19 protein-coding genes and 1 riboswitch are annotated in these 19,056 nt (G+C 41.5%); of the genes, 16 read left to right on the plus strand and 3 right to left on the minus strand.

Annotated elements, in window-relative coordinates:
- Positions 1-66 precede the first annotated feature (66 nt).
- From ABJV04_RS09940 to ABJV04_RS09950, 3 genes are read right to left on the minus strand one after another with little or no spacing between them, the layout of a single operon-like run.
- A complete protein-coding gene (locus ABJV04_RS09940) occupies positions 67-963 on the minus strand; it encodes a cobalamin-binding protein (protein WP_348491667.1) in 897 nt (298 codons plus the stop codon).
- Positions 964-971: 8 nt separating this feature from the next.
- Positions 972-2,000 (minus strand): iron ABC transporter permease, encoded by a 1,029-nt coding sequence (locus ABJV04_RS09945; protein WP_348491370.1) that lies wholly within the window; start codon positions 1,998-2,000, stop codon positions 972-974.
- Positions 1,993-2,811 carry an ABC transporter ATP-binding protein gene (locus ABJV04_RS09950; RefSeq protein ID WP_348491371.1) on the minus strand — a complete coding sequence of 273 codons (819 nt, stop codon included), beginning with the start codon at positions 2,809-2,811 and terminating at the stop codon, positions 1,993-1,995. Before ABJV04_RS09950 ends, ABJV04_RS09945 begins: the two co-directional genes overlap by 8 nt.
- Before the next feature lie 173 nt (positions 2,812-2,984).
- A riboswitch (cobalamin riboswitch) is annotated at positions 2,985-3,114 on the minus strand.
- Between the two features lie 142 nt (positions 3,115-3,256).
- Here ABJV04_RS09950 and ABJV04_RS09955 point away from each other — a divergent pair.
- From ABJV04_RS09955 to ABJV04_RS10030, 16 genes are all read left to right on the plus strand, one after another.
- Entirely contained in the window at positions 3,257-3,790 is a 534-nt protein-coding gene (locus tag ABJV04_RS09955) for a TRAP transporter small permease subunit (RefSeq protein WP_348491372.1), read from the plus strand.
- Positions 3,790-5,148, plus strand: a complete 1,359-nt coding sequence (locus ABJV04_RS09960; RefSeq protein ID WP_348491373.1) for a TRAP transporter large permease subunit — start codon at positions 3,790-3,792, stop codon at positions 5,146-5,148. Before ABJV04_RS09955 ends, ABJV04_RS09960 begins: the two co-directional genes overlap by 1 nt.
- Positions 5,149-5,167: 19 nt before the next feature.
- Positions 5,168-6,265: a TRAP transporter substrate-binding protein gene (locus ABJV04_RS09965; RefSeq protein ID WP_348491374.1), complete on the plus strand. Its 1,098-nt coding sequence runs from the start codon at positions 5,168-5,170 to the stop codon at positions 6,263-6,265.
- A 159-nt stretch (positions 6,266-6,424) separates the two neighbouring features.
- Positions 6,425-7,603, plus strand: coding sequence for an enoyl-ACP reductase FabV (gene fabV, locus ABJV04_RS09970; protein ID WP_348491375.1), 1,179 nt, complete (start codon positions 6,425-6,427; stop codon positions 7,601-7,603).
- 480 nt (positions 7,604-8,083) lie between these two features.
- Positions 8,084-9,424: a Na(+)-translocating NADH-quinone reductase subunit A gene (locus tag ABJV04_RS09975; RefSeq protein WP_348491376.1), complete on the plus strand. Its 1,341-nt coding sequence runs from the start codon at positions 8,084-8,086 to the stop codon at positions 9,422-9,424.
- A gap of 3 nt (positions 9,425-9,427) precedes the next feature.
- Positions 9,428-10,636, plus strand: a complete 1,209-nt coding sequence (locus ABJV04_RS09980) for an NADH:ubiquinone reductase (Na(+)-transporting) subunit B (protein ID WP_348491377.1) — start codon at positions 9,428-9,430, stop codon at positions 10,634-10,636.
- Positions 10,626-11,384 carry a Na(+)-translocating NADH-quinone reductase subunit C gene (locus ABJV04_RS09985; protein WP_348491378.1) on the plus strand — a complete coding sequence of 253 codons (759 nt, stop codon included), beginning with the start codon at positions 10,626-10,628 and terminating at the stop codon, positions 11,382-11,384. The genes ABJV04_RS09980 and ABJV04_RS09985 overlap by 11 nt, the downstream gene beginning before the upstream one ends.
- A gap of 11 nt (positions 11,385-11,395) precedes the next feature.
- Entirely contained in the window at positions 11,396-12,028 is a 633-nt protein-coding gene (locus ABJV04_RS09990; protein WP_348491379.1) for an NADH:ubiquinone reductase (Na(+)-transporting) subunit D, read from the plus strand.
- 3 nt (positions 12,029-12,031) lie between these two features.
- Positions 12,032-12,640, plus strand: coding sequence for an NADH:ubiquinone reductase (Na(+)-transporting) subunit E (gene nqrE, locus ABJV04_RS09995; protein WP_216048953.1), 609 nt, complete (start codon positions 12,032-12,034; stop codon positions 12,638-12,640).
- A 26-nt stretch (positions 12,641-12,666) separates the two neighbouring features.
- A complete protein-coding gene (nqrF, locus tag ABJV04_RS10000; protein WP_303471192.1) occupies positions 12,667-13,899 on the plus strand; it encodes an NADH:ubiquinone reductase (Na(+)-transporting) subunit F in 1,233 nt (410 codons plus the stop codon).
- Between the two features lie 83 nt (positions 13,900-13,982).
- Positions 13,983-15,014 (plus strand): FAD:protein FMN transferase, encoded by a 1,032-nt coding sequence (locus ABJV04_RS10005; protein WP_348491380.1) that lies wholly within the window; start codon positions 13,983-13,985, stop codon positions 15,012-15,014.
- Positions 15,015-15,041: 27 nt separating this feature from the next.
- Positions 15,042-15,275, plus strand: coding sequence for a (Na+)-NQR maturation NqrM (nqrM, locus tag ABJV04_RS10010; RefSeq protein WP_348491381.1), 234 nt, complete (start codon positions 15,042-15,044; stop codon positions 15,273-15,275).
- Positions 15,276-15,481: 206 nt separating this feature from the next.
- Positions 15,482-16,378, plus strand: coding sequence for a hypothetical protein (locus ABJV04_RS10015; protein WP_348491382.1), 897 nt, complete (start codon positions 15,482-15,484; stop codon positions 16,376-16,378).
- Between the two features lie 58 nt (positions 16,379-16,436).
- Positions 16,437-17,504 carry a DNA polymerase IV gene (gene dinB, locus ABJV04_RS10020; RefSeq protein ID WP_348491383.1) on the plus strand — a complete coding sequence of 356 codons (1,068 nt, stop codon included), beginning with the start codon at positions 16,437-16,439 and terminating at the stop codon, positions 17,502-17,504.
- 113 nt (positions 17,505-17,617) lie between these two features.
- Positions 17,618-18,817, plus strand: coding sequence for an MFS transporter (locus ABJV04_RS10025; RefSeq protein WP_348491384.1), 1,200 nt, complete (start codon positions 17,618-17,620; stop codon positions 18,815-18,817).
- 2 nt (positions 18,818-18,819) lie between these two features.
- Entirely contained in the window at positions 18,820-19,029 is a 210-nt protein-coding gene (locus ABJV04_RS10030) for a DUF1653 domain-containing protein (RefSeq protein ID WP_348491385.1), read from the plus strand.
- The last annotated feature ends 27 nt before the right edge of the window (positions 19,030-19,056 follow it).

Here is a 19,056-nt window from a genome sequence, read left to right on the forward strand (position 1 = left end):
TTGTATCTAGGTGTGCCTATTCCTTTCAAGGGCACGCCTTAATATCGTAAAGGGGATGTCAGATAATCACTCCTGCTGATAAATTCGCCTAGTCTGCTGAATTTGCTTACACAAAACTTCAACCTCACTTAATACTCGGGTGGTCATTCGAAAGAGCTTATCGGCGTCTGGACGAAAGATGAAACCGTGCTGTACGGCAGGCAAAAAACTAAACTTTTGCCAATTATATAATTTATTGACTGACTGCTTATTTGATTTAGGTTGAATAATGGCTTGCGGCATTTTGCTAATGACTTGCTCAAGGGATACTGAAGGATAGTCATTATCTAGTTCAGCAAAAATGTTGATGGCACCGCAGGTGTTTAAATGTTGTTGGGGCCAAGCATTACCCGCAATGGTTTGCAGGGGAGCAGGCCAAATTTCGAAAAATACGCTTACCGGTGTTTGATTAGCAAAATCGTGCCTTAGTTTTGCCAATTGTGTTAAATAAGTGTCTGCACGATGCTTTGCTAGAGTTTGTCTACCGGTTAGATCACCAAGCATCAGCAACTCTTTTCCGACATCTTCTAAGGTTTTTGGGTCAGAATAAACCACTGGAATACCAAATTGTTGTAACCGATCCAAATCCTCAAGTGGATTTCCACTTTTCCATGCGATTACCAGATCGGGTTTTAACTGCAAAATCTTTTCAATTTGCAAACGACTATGATCACCGACCCGCGGTAAGGTTTTGGCTTGTTCTGGATAATCGGCATATGAACCCGTGGCAATAATTTGCTCTCCGGCACCGATGTCAAACAGCAGTTCTACAATATGAGGAGCTAAGGCGATGATTTTAAAATTTTGTCGTTCGTTTTGTTTTACCTGCTCAAAATTCTGTACCGTTGTGGCATTAGCGGTTGATAGCAATAGGCTATGAAAACCCAATAAACAACACACCAGAATGTTTTTGATGTTTGGCACAGACAAGATTAGCGTCCTCGGTTTTTTTGCAGGGCAAATAAGAAAAATAAGCTGCCAATGGCTGATGTGATAATCCCAATGGGGATTTCTTGATTTTCCACAACCACCCTGGCGATGACATCGATCCATATTAAAAAACTACCGCCAACTAACACACAGCCGACAATTAAATTTCTGCTCGTTACTCCAAACCAGCCTCTAACAATATGCGGGATCATTAACCCAACAAAGCCGATACCACCACAATATGCGACTATGCAGGATGTTAGTGCGGCGCAAATGATTAATACCAGTAAACGCAGTGAATCAACTTTGATTCCTAAGGTTTGAGCGTTTTCATCACCTAATAACATTGCGTCCATATGACGACCAAAAAGCCAAAGTAAAACAACACTAATAGTAACGATAGGAAGCATAATCCAGACGAACCACATTTGCGCATTGGCTAAGCTTCCTAGTAACCAAAATATCACTTTATTAGCGGCAAAGGGTTCCGCCATAAATAATAAAAAGTGGCTTAGGGCACTGAGCATAAATGACACCGCCACGCCTGCCAAAAGTAAATGTTCGGTACGATTTCCAAACAGTTTTCGAGACAAAATTTGCACAATAATGACTGCCAGAAATGCACCAAGGAACGCAGCTAGCGGTAACGCATAAGTAAAGGGGATTTGGGCTAGGTACGCAAAAATGGGAGAGTGTGAGGCCAAACTACCATTAAACAATAGGGTTGCAATACTTGCTCCTAAACCTGCTCCAGAAACCACTCCAAATAAATAGGGATCGGCTAAAGGGTTACGATATACGTTTTGCAAAGTCGCCCCGGCAACGGCTAATCCCGCGCCCACTAAAAAGCCCACAAGCACCCTAGGTAAGCGAACTTGCCAGAAAATAACCTCTTCAACATTGGCTTCACAACTATTTGCCATACAGCGTAATACACTGAGTAAATCTAGGTCAGCGGCACCAAAAAATAGGCCTCCCAAGATACTAAGTATGCTAAAACTGGCTAGAAATCCCCACTTGCCCTTAGACATTAGCTAAACCCATATCATCTGCGGGCTCTTCAATATCGATGTTGGGGGGATAAAATTCGATTCTTATTTTGTTATTGTTGGGCTTTTCAATTACTTGGCATGGAGTTTTGAAAACCTGTTGCAAGCGTTGTTCTGTCAATACTTGTTTGGGTGGGCCGAAGGCTAACAATTGCCCTTGGGCAAGTAGACAAATTTTATCGCAATAGTCGGCTGCGTGATTTAAGTCATGTAAGCTCATCACTATGGTAACTTTGTTTTGTTTGGCTATTTTGCACAACAAAGATAATATTTGATGCTCATAATACACATCTAAATGGTTTATGGGTTCATCTAAAACAAATAACCCTGCTCCTTGCACCAATGCTCTAGCAATTTGCCCACGTTGTTGCTCGCCTCCTGATAAAGAGCTAAACAGTTGGTCGCTTTTTTCAGTCAAACCCACTTGCGCGATTGCTTTTGCAACTCTGGCTTTATGCTCAACTGATACTTTAGAAAATATAGACTGATGGGGAAGTAAGCCCATACTAACTATTTGTTCTAAATCGAGGTTGAAGACACTATTATTGAACTGATTCACCACCGCTATTTGTTTCGCCCGGATACTTGCAGTGAAACTTTCAACTGGGGTTGCCTGCCAAAATACCTGTTGCTCGGACGGATACTGACCCGAGATTAACTTTAACAAAGTGGTTTTACCCACACCATTAGGTCCAACCACCCCAATGATTGTCCCTTCTTCTGCCTGAAACTGTATATCAGAAAGTATCTGCTTTTCGTCAATATAGTAATTAAGGTGGTTAAGTTTGAGCATTACTGTGACAGTTTTTCCCATTCATCTGAGTCGCACTAGTTTGGCGATAGGTTTTTGTTAGTCGAGTGCGTGCCTTCGTATCGATTTATTCGACATGAACGATGTTGATAATAGGGGGATTCGCAATGAAATGATTACCCAAGACGATCGTGAATTCCCGCACGCTAGAAAAAAGATATAGCTGAAGATCTGGCTGGTATCTGACTTATGACTGACAATATTGCCTATCAATTACAGTTGCGGGTACAGTTTTGGATTTACACCAAATTCCCATTTCGTTTCACTTGATGCGCAGGAAATAAAATTATCCCTTTCCTAAATAAAGTGAAAAACCGAATCTAATATATAGCCAAAATATAACAATCTTTATGCTTGCGCCCTAGCGTTATTTGCGAAAAAAACGTTTAATATCGTACAAATAGAATAATTAGACAGGTGTATGGAAATGTTTAACGCCGCATCCCTATCGCGGACCATTGACGTTTTTAACGATAATATTTGCAAATTAGTAAGCTGGTTTACGTTATTTATGGCGTTAATCACATTGTTAATTGTGGTGCTACGTTATGGTTTTGATATTGGTTGGGTTGCGATGCAGGAATCTGTTATGTATTTGCACGCCTGTGTCTTTTTATTGGGCAGTGCTCATACGTTACGGGTTAACGAACATGTTCGAGTCGACATCTTTTACAGTGGGTTTGATAAGGTTAAAAAAGCTAAAGTCGATACCTTTGGTACTCTATTTTTTATGCTGCCGGTGAATCTGTTTATATTAATAATTTGCTGGGACTACGTGACATCTTCTTGGGCCATAATGGAAGACTCACAGGCAGCTGGTGGTTTACCTGCTGTCTTTTTACTTAAAACCTTCATACTGTTGTTCGCCGGTCTTATGGTTTTGCAGGGAATTTCAGAGTTAATTCGTAATATTAATGTCTGGTTGAATCATCCTAAAAACGCAATTACAGAGGGTAAATAATGGAATACCTCTCACTGATAATGTTTTTAGTTGTTTGTTTAACCTTATTACTGGGTTATCCCGTTGCGTACACCTTAGCGGGTACCGCTTTAATATTTGCCGGCGGTGGCGCTTTATTTGGCGTTTTTGATACCGCTTACCTGCATGCTGTGCCTAGCCGACTCTACGGCATAGTTACCAATCAAACTTTGATTGCCGTGCCTTTATTTGTGTTTATGGGCGTCATGTTAGAAAAATCCAAAGTTGCTGAAAGACTATTAATCGCCATGGGACAAGTCTTTGGTAGATTGAACTCAGGCTTAGCAATTTCTGTGGTTTTGGTTGGTATGTTGTTAGCAGCCAGCACCGGTATCGTCGGCGCTACCGTAGTTACCATGGGCTTGTTGTCATTACCTACCATGTTAAAACAAGGGTATTCTCCCTCATTTGCTACTGGGGCGATCTGTGCAACCGGTACCTTAGGGCAGATTATCCCTCCTTCAATTGCCTTGGTTTTGTTAGGTGATGTGTTATCAAGCGCATTCCAGCAGGCTCAACTCAATATGGGGATATTCTCCCCTGATTCGGTTTCTGTCGGGGATTTATTTATTGGTGCCTTAGTGCCAGGCATGATTTTGGTAGGGATGTATTTACTCTATGTGGTGTTGTTTGCTAACCGCCATATCGATAAAACCATAGGCGAGGAACAGCGTGAATCACAAGTATCGGTTAATTTAGCTGGGGCCTTGTTACCGCCACTTATCCTCATATTTGTGGTCTTGGGGTCTATCTTAGGGGGATTTGCAACGCCCACTGAGGCCGCTGGAGTGGGAGCTGCAGGCGCTCTTATTTTGGGCTTAGTGCAAAAACAAGTTGATTGGAACAAGTTAAAAGAAGTCATGTTAAGCACCACTCGAGTAACTTCTATGGTGTTTCTGATTCTCATTGGTGCTTCAATATTTTCCTTAGTGTTTAGAGGCTTTGGTGGTGAAGAGTTAATTGAGCACTTTTTTGAACAGCTACCTGGAGGCACATTCAGTGCCGTGTTGTTAGTAATGGTAGTGATCTTTTTACTTGGCTTTATTCTCGATTTTATCGAAATTACTTTTGTTGTGGTGCCTATCATTGCGCCAGTTTTGTTAGCTATGGGCGTCGATCCTATTTGGTTAGGTATAATGATTGCGGTGAATTTGCAAACTTCGTTTTTGACGCCACCTTTTGGTTTTGCATTGTTCTATTTGCGCGGAGTCGCGCCTGCTAATGTTCAGACCACTCAAATATATAAAGGCGTGATACCCTTTATTATTATTCAATTGCTATTATTAATAGGCTTGGCTATTTGGCCGGATCTGGTAACGTGGCTGCCTTCTATGTTGTGACCCTTATGGATTTATTGAAATGAAAACCTTAAAACTTGTCTCATTACTTTTTAGCATCATTGCTGTTACCGCCTGCGGTGGCAAGTCATCTTCAGATGCTGGTGCTAGTGCCTCAGAGCAGACCTATGAATGGAAATTAGTCACTTCGTGGCCGAAAAATTTTCCTGGGTTAGGTAGAGCCCCTGAAACATTTGCTAAAAACGTTGAGCGCATGTCTAACGGCCGCTTAAAAATTAAAGTCTTTGGTGCGGGCCAAATGGTTCCGGGGTTTGAAGTGTTTGATACTGTTTCCAGTGGGGCCGCTGAAATGGGACATTCAGGTTCTTATTATTGGAAAGGTAAAGCGCCAGCTGCACAAATTTTTACAGCTATCCCCTTTGGCATGAATGCCACTGAATTTAATGCTTGGCTGCACTATGGTGGTGGCTTAGAAATGTGGCGTGAACTCTATGCACCATTTAATTTAATTCCGTTTGCTGGTGGCAATACTGGTGTTCAAACCGCAGGTTGGTTCAAAAAAGAAATTAATAGCGTGGAAGATTTGCAAGGTTTAAAAATGCGTATCCCAGGTTTAGGGGCTGAGGTTCTTAAAAAATTGGGTGGTATTCCTGTGGCCCTGACCGGCGGTGAGTTATTTACGTCTTTGCAATCTGGTGCCATAGATGCGACAGAATGGGTTGGCCCATACAACGATTTATCATTCGGACTTTATAAGGCGGCAAAGTATTATTATCACTCAGGTTGGCATGAACCTGGGGCTAGTTTAGAGTTTATTGTTAACAAAAGCGCATATGAATCTTTGCCTGAAGATCTACAGGCAATAATTGAGGTAGCCACTAGAGCAGTGAATCAAGATATGTGGGACGAGTATACGGCAGCAAATAATGATGCTGTACAAGCACTGGTTGAAACCCATGGCGTTGATATGCGTCCTCTTCCTAAAGATGTCATTGTAGCTCTGCATGCCGCTAGCATTGAGGTGATGCAGGAGCAATCCGCTGCCGATCCTACGTTTGCTAAAATTTATGCGTCTTACCAAAAATTCCAGGAAGGGGTATCTAAATACCATCAACTTTCTGAAATGGAATATTATAATAATCGACAAGAGAGAAAATAAATTAGCTGTTCAGATTTGTTGTTATGGCAATGCCTATTACAATAGAAGCTTATTCAGTGAAAGCTATACTTACGCCTTTATAAATCTTGTTTGTGATTGGGTTTTGATAGTTAAACGGCTGTTTAAAATGTTCGGAAAAATTTTTGAGGAAAATAGACTATGGTAATTAAGCCCAAGGTACGTGGCTTTATCTGCACTAACGCTCATCCTGTTGGTTGCGCTGCGAGTGTTGAAGAACAAATCGAATATGTTAAAAGTCAGGGAGATTTAGGAGAAGGACCCAAAAACGTTCTAGTGTTGGGGTGCTCAACTGGCTACGGTCTTGCGTCTCGCATAGTATCGACTTTCGGTTATGGAGCCAAAACCCTTGGTGTTTGTTTTGAAAAACCACCTACAGAGAGAAAAACTGGTACTGCGGGTTGGTATAATACGGCTGCATTTCATCAGCAAGCAAAAGACGCTGGTATTTATGCAAAAACCATAAACGGTGATGCATTTTCCAATGAAATCAAACAACAAGTGATTGAAACTCTTAAAGCCGACATAGGTAAGGTTGATTTGGTCATTTACAGTTTGGCTTCTCCTCGCAGAACCGATCCAGAAACTGGTGAAGTGTATAAGTCTACTCTAAAGCCGGTTGGACAAAACTATAAAACCAAAACCTATGATACTGATAAAGATCTGATCCACGAAATTGAATTAGAAGCTGCAAACGAAGACGAAATTGCCAATACGATTAAAGTTATGGGTGGTGAAGATTGGGAGCTTTGGTTGAATGCTTTAGCCGAAGCTGATTTGTTGGCAGAAAATTGCAAAACAACAGCCTATACCTATATTGGTAAAGAGTTAACTTGGCCTATCTACGGTCAGGCGACTATTGGTAAAGCCAAAGAAGACCTTGATCGTGCAGCCAGTGAAATTATTAAGCAGCACAGTGACAAAAATGTTTCTGCTTATGTTTCATCGCTAAAAGCGTTGGTAACCCAAGCTAGTTCGGCCATTCCTGTGATGCCTTTGTACATATCATTAATTTACAAAGTGATGAAGCAGGAAGGGACCCACGAAGGTTGTATCGAACAGATCACCGGCTTGTTCCAGCAAAAATTATTAGCTGATGCTCCTGAAACTGACGAAGACAATAGACTTCGTATGGATGGAAAAGAAACGAATGAAGCAACTCAAGCCGTTATCAAAGGTTTGTGGGATCAAGTTACCCAAGATAATTTCCATGAACTGAGTGATTACGCTGGTTATCACCATGAGTTTTTGAAGTTATTTGGTTTTGACATTGAAGGTGTTGATTACGAACAGGATATCAATCCTTTAGTTGAGTGGTAGAAGATCGTTAGACTCCTATTAAATGGTATATCAAACCCTAATTAACGTTCGCGTGTTAGGGTTTTTAATATTTTTAAGGGGTCTTAAAAAAATTCAGCACTGCTCATAAATTGCACTATATTTAGAAAAACCTTAATTAATATACGGAAAATCCCTATTTAGCCGTAAATAGCGTAGCGTAAACCGGTGGAATAATGCTAAAATTCCAGAGTTTACTGACATGAGTTGCCTTATTTAGTTCATAAGTAGCTCATTTGCTCAATCATTCTCTTGCGAGGTGTGGACCAATACGGAAGTTATTTCTGTGTTCACCTGGTTAAGGATTCACACTCAACAAAAGACAAAAATAGTAGATAAGTAAGATCACCTTTGAGTTTTCAAGCGAAACTGCGGATGTCGTCATTTTTCGCACTTTTAAGCAGAATTCAAAATTGATATTTCTTTCACTTTAATTTTATTTTTACAAGACTGCGGTTGCATATGATAAAAATCAAGCAAGGGTTAGACCTTCCTATTAAGGGGGCTCCTAACCAAACAATTCAAAACGGCCCAAGCATCACACGCGTGGCTGTATTGGGGGAAGAATATGTTGGCATGCGTCCTACCATGTTTGTTCAGGTAGACGATGTAGTTAAGAAAGGTCAGGCTCTTTTTGAAGACAAAAAGAATCCTGGTGTTCTCTTTACTGCGCCAGCAGCGGGCAAGGTAGTTGAAGTTAATCGCGGAGCAAAACGTGTTTTGCAATCTGTGGTAATTGAACTAGCTGGTGATGAGCATGAAACCTTCGACAAATATGAAGCTAGTCAATTGAGTTCAATTGCTCGCGAAAAAGTTGAAGAGAATTTGGTTAAGTCAGGTTTGTGGGTCGCCTTAAAAACGCGTCCTTACAGCAAAGTACCTGCACTGGGAAGTGAACCAAAGTCAATTTTTGTCACTGCTATGGATACCAATCCGTTGGCGGCTGATCCTGAAGTTGTGATTGCACAGCGTAAAACCGATTTTGAAAACGGTTTAGCTGTTTTGAAACAACTTACCACAGGTTCGGTTTACGTTTGTAAGGCTCCTGGTGCTGACATTCCTACTGGTTCAACTAAGGTTGAAGTAGAAGAGTTTGCTGGACCACACCCTGCGGGCTTAGCTGGCACACATATTCACTTTTTAGACGCTGTTGGTGCGAGCAAAACAGTTTGGTCAATTAACTATCAGGATGTTATGGCGTTTGGTGCGTTGTTTACATCTGGAGAGTTAAACAACCAACGTGTTATTGCACTTGGCGGTCCAGCTGCTAAAAACCCTCGTTTGCTAAGTACCATTCTTGGTGCTGATACTGAGCAATTAACTGCTGGCGAAACTGAAGGTGATGATGTTCGTGTTATCTCAGGTTCAGTGTTAATGGGCACAAACGCCCACGGTGTTCACGGTTTCTTGGGACGTTATCACACCCAGATTTCTTTGTTGCCTGAAGGCCATGAGAAAAAATTCTTAGGGTGGTTAGCGCCAGGTAGTGATATGCATTCTGTTACTCGTGCTTATCTTGGACATTTGTCACCTAAAAAATTATTTAATATGACAACGTCGACTAACGGTTCAGATCGTTCAATGGTGCCAATCGGTAACTATGAGCGCATTATGCCGCTAGATATTTTACCAACTCTGTTGCTTCGTGACATTATTTCTGGTGATACCGATAGTGCTCAAACTCTAGGTTGCTTAGAACTTGACGAAGAAGATTTGGCGTTGTGTACGTATGTTTGTCCGGGTAAATACAACTACGGACCTATTCTACGTGACTGTCTCACCACCATTGAGAAAGAGGGTTAGGTCATGGGATTAAAAGCCTATTTAGAAAAAATAGAACCGAATTTCGAAGCCGGTGGTAAATATGAAAAGTTTTATGCGCTTTATGAAGCTGCAGCAACTATCTTTTACACGCCAGGTAAAGTAAACAAAGCATCAACACATGTTCGTGACAGCATTGATCTTAAGCGCATCATGATCATGGTTTGGATGGCAACCTTTCCAGCTATGTTTTACGGTATGTATAACGTAGGTGCTCAAGCTCATGAAGCTTTATTGCTGGGCGCTGGCACATTACCTGATATTTGGCAGGCTAATTTGTTTACTGCCTTGGGTGGTCAAATTGGTGTAGAAGGCACAGGCTGGTTAGGCATGATGTCTTACGGCGCTTGTTTCTTTCTTCCTATTTACGCCACTGTGTTTATTGTTGGTGGTTTTTGGGAAGTGTTATTTGCATCTGTGCGTAAACACGAAATAAACGAAGGTTTCTTCGTTACCTCAGTGCTCTTTGCATTGACGCTACCAGCCACTATTCCTTTATGGCAAGTTGCTTTAGGTATCACCTTCGGTGTGGTAATTGCCAAAGAAGTATTCGGTGGAACAGGTCGTAACTTCCTAAACCCAGCCTTGTCTGGTCGTGCTTTCTTATACTTTGCCTATCCGGCGCAAATCTCTGGTGACCAAATTTGGGTTGCTGCAGATGGATACTCTGGTGCAACTTGGTTAAGTAAAGCTGCATCTGGTGAGATGGACTATACCAATATGGACCTATGGTGGAATTCTTTCTTCGGAAACATCCCAGGTTCTGTAGGTGAAGTATCTACCCTTGCGATAATGCTTGGCGGACTCTTTATTATTTACATGCGTATTGCTTCTTGGCGCATTGTGTTGGGTGTGCTTTTAGGTGTTGCTTTCTTTGCATCCCTATTGAACTTTGTAGACAGCAGTACTAACCCAATGTTCGCTATGCCTTGGTACTGGCATATGGTAACTGGCGGTTTGGCCTTTGGTATGTTCTTCATGGCAACTGACCCAGTATCAGCTTCGTTTACCAACAAAGCTAAGTGGGCATATGGTTTCTTAATCGGGTTTATGACAGTGATGATTCGTGTCCTTAACCCAGCATTCCCTGAAGGGGTTATGCTAGCCATATTATTTGCAAATTTATGGGCGCCACTATTCGATTATTTCGTGGCTCAAAGTAACATTAAGCGGAGGGTTGCTCGTGTCGGATAAGAAAAAAGAAACCTTAGGCGGAACTATCGGTGTTGTTGTTGCCGTATGTTTGGTTTGTTCTGTTGTAGTGTCTGGCGCAGCGGTAGGTTTGCGTGAAATGCAACAAACAAACGCTGCTAACGATAAGCGTAGTAATATATTACAAGCTGCTGGTCTCGAAACTACAGCTGACTGTGACGTACCTTGTACCTTTGATAAGTTTGTAACTGAGCGTTTCGTTGATTTAGAAACGGGTGAATATGTAGAAGTTGAAGAAGACTTCGATATGTACAAAGCCGCTAAACAAGAAGCGTACAGTGTCAAAGTTGAAAACAGCAATGTTGGTTTTCAGAGTCGTTCAAGTGTTGCAAGCGTTTACTTAATTGAAAATGAAGCCAATGAAGTTACTCGTATCGTATTACCTGTCCATGGTTCAGGCTTATGGGATTTGATGTACGGATTCCTTGCTATTGATGCTGACGGTAACACCGTTCGTGAATTGGTTTACTATCAGCAAAAAGAAACTCCCGGACTAGGCGGTGAAGTGCAAAACCCAAGCTGGAAAGCGAAGTGGGACGGCAAAAAACTGTTTAAAGATGGCGATGTGGCAATTCAAGTTAAGAAAAATGCAGGGTCTAATAACGACTATGCGGTTGATGCGCTATCTGGTGCAACCTTAACTAGTAATGGTGTGCAGAACACATTGACATATTGGTTGGGTGAGAATGGTTATGGACCATACCTTAAAAATCAGACTTGGAAATCATAGGGCGAAGCACAATGGCTGAAACTAAAGAAATGAAAAAGGTGCTGTTCGGACCCATTCTGGACAACAACCCCATCGCATTGCAAGTGTTAGGTGTTTGTTCCGCACTTGCTATTACAACTAAATTAGAAACTGCATTGGTTATGGCCTTAGCTCTAACCTCAGTTACAGCATTCTCTAATTTATTTATTTCACTTATTCGTAAGCAGATACCTTCTAGCGTACGTATTATTATTCAAATGACTATTATTGCTTCTTTGGTAATCGTTGTTGACCAAATTCTAAAGGCGGTCGCCTACGATATAGCTAAAGAACTATCGGTATTTGTTGGTTTGATCATAACCAACTGTATCGTTATGGGACGGGCAGAAGCTTATGCTATGAAGAGTCCTCCTTTCATGAGCTTCCTTGACGGTATTGGTAATGGCTTAGGTTATTCAATGGTACTTATCGTTATCGGTACTATTAAAGAGCTATTTGGTTTCGGTACTATTCTTGGTTTCCCAATTTTGCCATTAGTGCAAAATGGTGGCTGGTATCAAGGTAATGGTCTATTAATTCTACCTTTCAGTTCTTTCATTTTGATCGGTGGATTAATTTGGTTTATTCGTACCATTCGTCCTGAACAAGTCGAACCTAAGGAGTAAGACATGGAACATTATTTAAGCCTTTTTGTTAAGTCTGTCTTCATTGAAAACATGGCATTGTCACTGTTCTTAGGTATGTGTACTTTCTTAGCAGTATCTAAAAAAGTAAAAACTGCTATGGGACTTGGTGTTGCGGTTATCGTGGTGTTAGGTATTTCAGTACCTGTAAACCAAGTAATTTACGTGAACATTCTTGCTCCTGGCGCACTTGCTTGGGCTGGTTTCCCTGATGCAGATTTGAGTTTCCTAAACTTCTTAACCTTTATCGGTGTTATCGCAGCATTAGTTCAGATTCTAGAAATGAGTTTGGATAAGTTTTTCCCAGCGCTATATAACGCGTTAGGTATTTTCTTACCGCTAATTACCGTTAACTGCGCCATCTTTGGTGGTGTAGCTTTCGCCGTACAACGTGAATATAACTTCACTGAAAGTGTGGTTTACGGTATCGGTAGTGGTGCAGGTTGGGCAATCGCGATTACCCTACTAGCAGCAGTACGTGAAAAATTAAAATATGCTGATATGCCGGAAGGCATACGTGGATTAGGCTCTGTGTTTATGATTGCAGGTCTTATGGCATTGGGTTTCCAGTCGTTCACTGGCGTAGCCCTTTAAGCGAAGACACTAAGGAGTATTTGTAAATGAATCCAAATGAAATTTACCTTGGTGTAGGTATGTTTATTGCCATTGTATTGGCACTCGTACTTATCATCATGTTCGCAAAGTCTAAGCTTGTACCATCAGGCGACGTGACTATCACTATCAATGGCGACCCAGATAAAGCCATTACAGCCTCACCAGGTGGCAAACTGCTAGGTGCTTTGGCTGATTCAGGCATATTTGTATCTTCTGCCTGTGGTGGCGGTGGTTCATGTGGACAGTGTCGAGTTGATATAAAATCAGGTGGTGGTGAAATTCTGCCTACTGAGCTTGACCACATTAGTAAACGTGAAGCTAAAGAAGGTTGCCGCCTATCTTGTCAGGTTGCGATTAAACAAGACATGGATATTGAGTTGCCAGAAGAAGTCTTTGGTATTAAAAAATGGGATTGTGAAGTTATTTCTAACGATAATAAAGCAACCTTTATCAAAGAACTTAAATTGGCTGTGCCAGACGGTGAAAGTGTTCCTTTCCGTGCCGGTGGTTATATTCAAATTGAAGCTCCACCTCATCACGTTAAATATAAAGATTACGATATTCCTGACGAGTATAAGCCTGATTGGGAACGTTTCGGTTTCTTTGATATTGAATCTAAAGTTGATGAAGAAACTATTCGTGCTTATTCAATGGCTAATTACCCAGAAGAAGAAGGCATCATTATGTTGAACGTGCGTATCGCTACGCCTCCACCCAACAACTTGAGCTTGCCTGCTGGTAAAATGTCATCATATATTTGGAGCTTGAAAGAAGGCGATAAAGCCACTATTTCTGGTCCATTTGGTGAGTTCTTTGCTAAAGACACACAAGCTGAAATGGTCTTTGTTGGTGGTGGTGCTGGTATGGCACCAATGCGTTCTCACATTTTCGACCAGTTACGTCGTCTTAAAACCGACCGTAAAATTACTTTCTGGTATGGTGCTCGTTCACTACGTGAAATGTTTTATGTTGAAGATTTCGATATGCTGCAAAAAGAAAATGAAAACTTTAAGTGGCACGTTGCATTATCTGATCCACAACCGGAAGATAATTGGGAAGGTGATACCGGGTTTATCCATAACGTATTGCTTGAAAACTACTTAAAAGATCACCCTGCACCTGAAGATTGTGAGTTCTACATGTGTGGTCCTCCTATGATGAATGCGGCCGTAATCAACATGCTTAAAGAGTTAGGTGTTGAAGACGAAAACATCATGTTAGATGACTTCGGTGGCTAACTTTTAGATGGAAATTGTTAAGAGGGACATTTAATGTCCCTCTTTTTTTTCCAACCTATCAAATTGTGTGAATGGCGTTTTAAATGAGTAAATTAAAATCCCTTGGCCTACTGCTTTGTGTTGCAGTGGTTATTTTCATTGTTTGGAATGACCCTGATAATGCCGGTGAAGTGCATTTGTCAGGTGCAACTATGGGCACAAGTTACAATGTTAAAGTGCCCTCAGCTAAAGGAATGGCGCCAGAAGAGTTACAACAAAAAATCGACGCGCTTTTGGTGGATATTAATAAATTAATGTCGACCTACGATCCAAATTCGGAACTCTCGCGCTTCAATCAGCAACTATCTTCTGAACCGTTTGAATTGTCGCCAGCAACCTTGAAGGTATTAAAGGAAGCTAAGCGGCTTGGTGAGGTTAGCGATGGGGTACTTGATGTTACCGTTGGACCATTAGTGAATTTATGGGGATTTGGGCCGGATGCTCGACCAGATAAAATACCCTCTCAAGAAACCATCAACTCCGTTAAAGATAAAATTGGATTGAATAAATTAGTGATCCAAGGCTCTACTATAATTAAGCTACAGCCAGACTTGTATGTGGATTTATCTACCATTGCAAAAGGTTACGGAGTGGATGCTGTGGCTGAGTTATTGGAGTCTTACGGCTACACCAACTATCTAGTCGAGATTGGTGGAGAGATGCGTGTTGCTGGGGTAAAAAGTAATGGTCAAGAATGGCGCATTGCAGTAGAGAAACCCGTCAACGATGAACGCGCTGTGCAATCTATCTTGACCATAGGTAATAACGCTGTAGCTAGCTCAGGCGATTACCGTAACTACTTTGAACAAGATGGTATGCGTTATTCTCATTTAATTGATCCTCGAACCGGTTACCCCATTACACATAATTTAGTTGCCGTCACTGTTGTGCATCCTTCGTCGATGACTGCAGATGGTTTAGCTACTGCTCTGAACGTGCTTGGTAAGGAAGATGCGTTACGTGTAGCGAAACAGCACAATTTGGATGTGATGTTAATTACCCGAGAAAATGGCGACTTTAAAGCGTATACTACGGGTAAATTCGACGAATATATTAACGCTGCGAACGAGCAGTAATTTAACTTGAAATAACTAGGATATATTGTGAGTACGTTTATTTTAGCCTTTGTGTTTTTTCTAGTTGTGGTGTTAGCCATGGCAGTTGGGTACATATTTCAACAAAAAACTATCTCCGGAAGTTGCGGCGGCTTAGGTGCCATAGGGATTTCTAAAGCCTGTGACTGCCCTGAACCATGTGACCGCAAAAAAGCGCGTTTAGAAAAAGAGGAAATCCGCCAGAAAAAATTAGCTGAGTGGAAACAAAACCAAATTCTATAACCTGTGCTAGGGAAATAGGTAACAAGGTTGTGTGGCTCAATACAACCTTGTTACCTTCAATAGTTATTCTATCCCTCTATTCTTGATACTCCCTTTCTGATTCTGTTATTTATTTTCTAACTTGCTTAGCAATGAAATTGTTAAAATCTGCTGCAAATTGAATTACCTTTACTACACTTAATAAAAAGGTAAGCAGGGATAGAAAAATGCCAAAAGAAACACCAATAGAACGCCGCCGACGCATAGCTGCCCATACCGGAGTTACAAGTTTACGTACTGATTTTTTGCATATCTGCAAAAAACATCCAGATAGAATCGGAATTATTACCGAAGGCGATTCTTGGTTCGCTTATCCTAAGAAGTGGATTGCATTTGGAGGCGATATAAACGTTATTCATCATATTGAAAATGTGGTCTCGCGAACCGACAAAGTCAACCTGCTCAGACTAGCAAGCAACGGAGATGAAGCGGTTGATATGATGTCGGGTCAACAAAAGGCTGACTTAGCCTCCGTAATGGAACAGACTGCTAAATACGTTAAGTTGATCCTTTTTTCTGGCGGTGGGAATGATATTGTGGGCAAACGTGATATGCCCATGCTGCTTAACGAATACGAAGAGGGTTTTAGCGCTCAAGATTGTATTCATGCAGAGCGTTTCAGCCGTAAAGTGGATGCTATTATTTTGGCCTTTGACCAATTAATAGATCTACGTGATGAATATAATCCACAAGCAACTATCATCACCCATACCTACGATATCGCTAAACCTAGTGAAGATGGCGCTGAATTCTTTTGGGGTTTGATTAAAACTAAGCCTTGGATATATCCCTATTTAATCGAAAAAAATATCCCTTTGGAGCTACATTTGCCAATCGTCGAAATCTTACTAGGGACGTTAAAAACCCGACTTCAGGCATTAGCTAGTCGACCAGAGCACTTAAACAAACTTATTGTGGTTAATACCCAAGGTATTTTGCGCCCAGGTAATAAGAGTGATTGGCTTAATGAAATCCACCCTACGGAATCGGGGTTTAAAAAAATTGCCAAGCCTATTTATGCACAAATGAAGTCTTTGCTGCCGGAGTTACCAACGTTCAAATAACTTGACCTGAATTTGTTGTTACTGTATAAAAAAACAGGTTTTAGTTTAGGTCGTTAATATGCGCAAAATTATTCATATCGATATGGATTGCTTTTATGCAGCTGTGGAGATGCGTGACAACCCCGCGCTGAAAAATGTTCCTATTGCCATAGGTGGGCGCTCCGATAAGCGTGGTGTTATTTCAACTTGTAACTATCCTGCTCGTAAGTTTGGTATACGTTCAGCGATGGCCACTGCGCATGCCCTAAAACTTTGTCCTAACCTTGTTATGGTGCCAGGCCGTATGGAACTCTATGGACAGATCTCAAAACAAATACGCGCTATCTTCGAGCGATATACCGACAAAATAGAACCCCTATCATTGGACGAAGCCTATTTAGATGTGTCTGATTCCACGCTATTCTCTGGCAGTGCTACTTTAATAGCAGAGGATATACGTAACACAATAGTGAACGAAACGGGGTTAACAGCCTCTGCTGGCGTCGCACCTATAAAATTTGTGGCAAAAATTGCAAGTGATGAAAACAAGCCAAATGGCATATGCGTGATCACGCCAGACAAATTAGATGACTTTGTTAAAAAGCTTCCCCTTGGGAAAATTCCTGGGGTTGGCAAAGTAACAGTGCAGAAGCTGCATAATTTAGGGCTATTTACCTGTAACGATGTTCGTACCTTTCCCATAGAGCAGCTAATTAAAAGTTTCGGAAAGTTTGGCCCTGTAATCTGGAAGCGTAGCAATGGCATAGACGATCGAGATTTAAGCCTGTCTAGAGAGCGGAAGTCTGTCGGGGTAGAGCGCACCCTACATGAAGATATTCAGACTAAAGAACAATGTTTGCAAGTTTTGGAAACCCTCTATCCGAAACTGCAAGAGCGATTAAAATCTGCTCGAAGCGATAACAAGATCCAAACCCAAGGTGTGAAGCTAAAATTCAGTGACTTCCAACAAACCACAGTTGAACACAGGTGTGGGGAATTAGATAAAGACTATTTTGTTGAGTTGCTTGATGAGGCATTCAATCGCAAAACTGAACGTGGTATTCGCTTAGTTGGATTGCACGTTGGCTTGCCTACAAAAAGCAAATTTCAGCAAATGGATTTACCTTTCGAGACTGCACTGACCTAAGTGTTGCTCAACAAATCGTGCTTACAAGATGTTTCCTCGGTATTATTCACGTTATGCTGATCCCAAGAGTGCTAGTTTTAGTACGTTATTCACTTCAATAGGAAATGACCAGTTTGTTTACGCTCCCTCGAAATGTATGGATATTAACTTTAATACTTGCCTTAGCCATGAGTGCCGGCGCGATGATGGTAATGGTAGGTGGATTGGTGGGCACAAATCTAGCTCCTTCCCAAGGGCTTGCTACTTTACCCGTTGCTATGATGATTATTGGCACGGCTGCCGGGGTGTTACCGGTAACTCGGGCCATGGGCAGAGTGGGTCGTAAGCCGATTTTTCTCACTGTTGCCTTAATCGCATCTTTGGCATCTTTCCTTGCCGCAGTTAGTATTTACGTGGAGTATTTTGCACTCTTTTTGCTGGCGACGTTTCTATTGGGTATCGCCATTTCTGGATTTCAACAAATTCGTTTTGCTGCCATGGAGTCCGTTGATTTAGAGCGCGCCCCTAGAGCTGCATCAACTGTTTTGCTCGGTGGATTAGCCGCGGCAATCATAGGCCCCGAACTTGCCACTTTGGGTAATCAATTATTACCCACCGCTTATGTCGGATCATTCATGTTAATGGGGGTGCTTTGTTTAGTGTGTATGGGATTATTTTGTTTTTTTGCAGAGACTCATAGACCGACACCGAATTCAGAGCCGCAAAAAGTAGATATTAAGGATGTTTTATGCAAACCATCATTTATTATTGCTGTCTCAGCATCCGTGGTGGGATACGCGCTAATGAGCTTTATTATGACAGCTACGCCTGTGCATATGCATGTTAATACACCTCATACTTTAGAGCATGCAAAATGGGTCATCCAAAGTCATATTTTGGCGATGTATTTACCATCACTATTTAGCGGACTGTTGATTGCAAAACTGGGTGTTTACCGAGTGATTGCTGCGGGCTTGATTATCTATTTGCTGACCATCATGGTGGGTTCCATAGACAGTCAATTGATTAATTATTGGAGTGCTTTAATTTTACTCGGGATTGGCTGGAATTTTTTATTTTTGGGCGGCACTGTACTGTTACCGCAAACCCACACAGCAAAGCAGAAATTCCAAGTTCAAAGTATTAATGAATTTGCCGTATTTAGTGCCCAAGGTCTGGCCGCGCTAGGGGCTGGGGCATTGCTTTTTGTTTTGGGATGGCAAGGGCTAATGTTAACCAGTTTTATCATTATTTGCTGCCAGACATTCTTGTTGGCATGGCAAGCTTGGCGAATTAAAAGCGCAAGAATTTCGCAATTAAGTGGAGAGAGTTAAAGATGTTAAAAGTGGGTAAGTATCGTCATTATAAAGGTAATGATTATCAAGTGATTGGGGTTGCTAAACATTCCGAAGATGAGTCTGAGTTAGTGGTTTATCGTCCACTCTACGGAGAAGGCAAGTTGTGGGTAAGGCCATTGGAGATGTTTATTGAAGAGGTGGTGATTGATGGCAAATCCACCCCTCGTTTTCGTTTTGTGGAAGAGTAAGTTAAGCCTAAGATTGCTAAACAGGAA

This window comes from Aliiglaciecola sp. (assembly GCF_039982535.1).
Taxonomy (GTDB): domain Bacteria; phylum Pseudomonadota; class Gammaproteobacteria; order Enterobacterales; family Alteromonadaceae; genus Aliiglaciecola.

What these genes read in the sequence shown, in the direction of transcription:
- ABJV04_RS09945 (WP_348491370.1), bottom strand. Translation starts at nt 2,000, where the DNA reads ATGTCTAAGGGCAAGTGGGGATTTCTAGCCAGTTTTAGCATACTTAGT.
- ABJV04_RS09960 (WP_348491373.1), top strand. Translation starts at nt 3,790, where the DNA reads ATGGAATACCTCTCACTGATAATGTTTTTAGTTGTTTGTTTAACCTTA.
- dinB (WP_348491383.1), top strand. Translation starts at nt 16,437, where the DNA reads ATGCGCAAAATTATTCATATCGATATGGATTGCTTTTATGCAGCTGTG.
- ABJV04_RS09965 (WP_348491374.1), top strand. Translation starts at nt 5,168, where the DNA reads ATGAAAACCTTAAAACTTGTCTCATTACTTTTTAGCATCATTGCTGTT.
- ABJV04_RS09975 (WP_348491376.1), top strand. Translation starts at nt 8,084, where the DNA reads ATGATAAAAATCAAGCAAGGGTTAGACCTTCCTATTAAGGGGGCTCCT.
- ABJV04_RS09980 (WP_348491377.1), top strand. Translation starts at nt 9,428, where the DNA reads ATGGGATTAAAAGCCTATTTAGAAAAAATAGAACCGAATTTCGAAGCC.
- fabV (WP_348491375.1), top strand. Translation starts at nt 6,425, where the DNA reads ATGGTAATTAAGCCCAAGGTACGTGGCTTTATCTGCACTAACGCTCAT.
- nqrF (WP_303471192.1), top strand. Translation starts at nt 12,667, where the DNA reads ATGAATCCAAATGAAATTTACCTTGGTGTAGGTATGTTTATTGCCATT.
- ABJV04_RS09990 (WP_348491379.1), top strand. Translation starts at nt 11,396, where the DNA reads ATGGCTGAAACTAAAGAAATGAAAAAGGTGCTGTTCGGACCCATTCTG.
- ABJV04_RS10015 (WP_348491382.1), top strand. Translation starts at nt 15,482, where the DNA reads ATGCCAAAAGAAACACCAATAGAACGCCGCCGACGCATAGCTGCCCAT.
- ABJV04_RS10030 (WP_348491385.1), top strand. Translation starts at nt 18,820, where the DNA reads ATGTTAAAAGTGGGTAAGTATCGTCATTATAAAGGTAATGATTATCAA.
- nqrE (WP_216048953.1), top strand. Translation starts at nt 12,032, where the DNA reads ATGGAACATTATTTAAGCCTTTTTGTTAAGTCTGTCTTCATTGAAAAC.
- ABJV04_RS09955 (WP_348491372.1), top strand. Translation starts at nt 3,257, where the DNA reads ATGTTTAACGCCGCATCCCTATCGCGGACCATTGACGTTTTTAACGAT.
- ABJV04_RS09950 (WP_348491371.1), bottom strand. Translation starts at nt 2,811, where the DNA reads ATGCTCAAACTTAACCACCTTAATTACTATATTGACGAAAAGCAGATA.
- ABJV04_RS10005 (WP_348491380.1), top strand. Translation starts at nt 13,983, where the DNA reads ATGAGTAAATTAAAATCCCTTGGCCTACTGCTTTGTGTTGCAGTGGTT.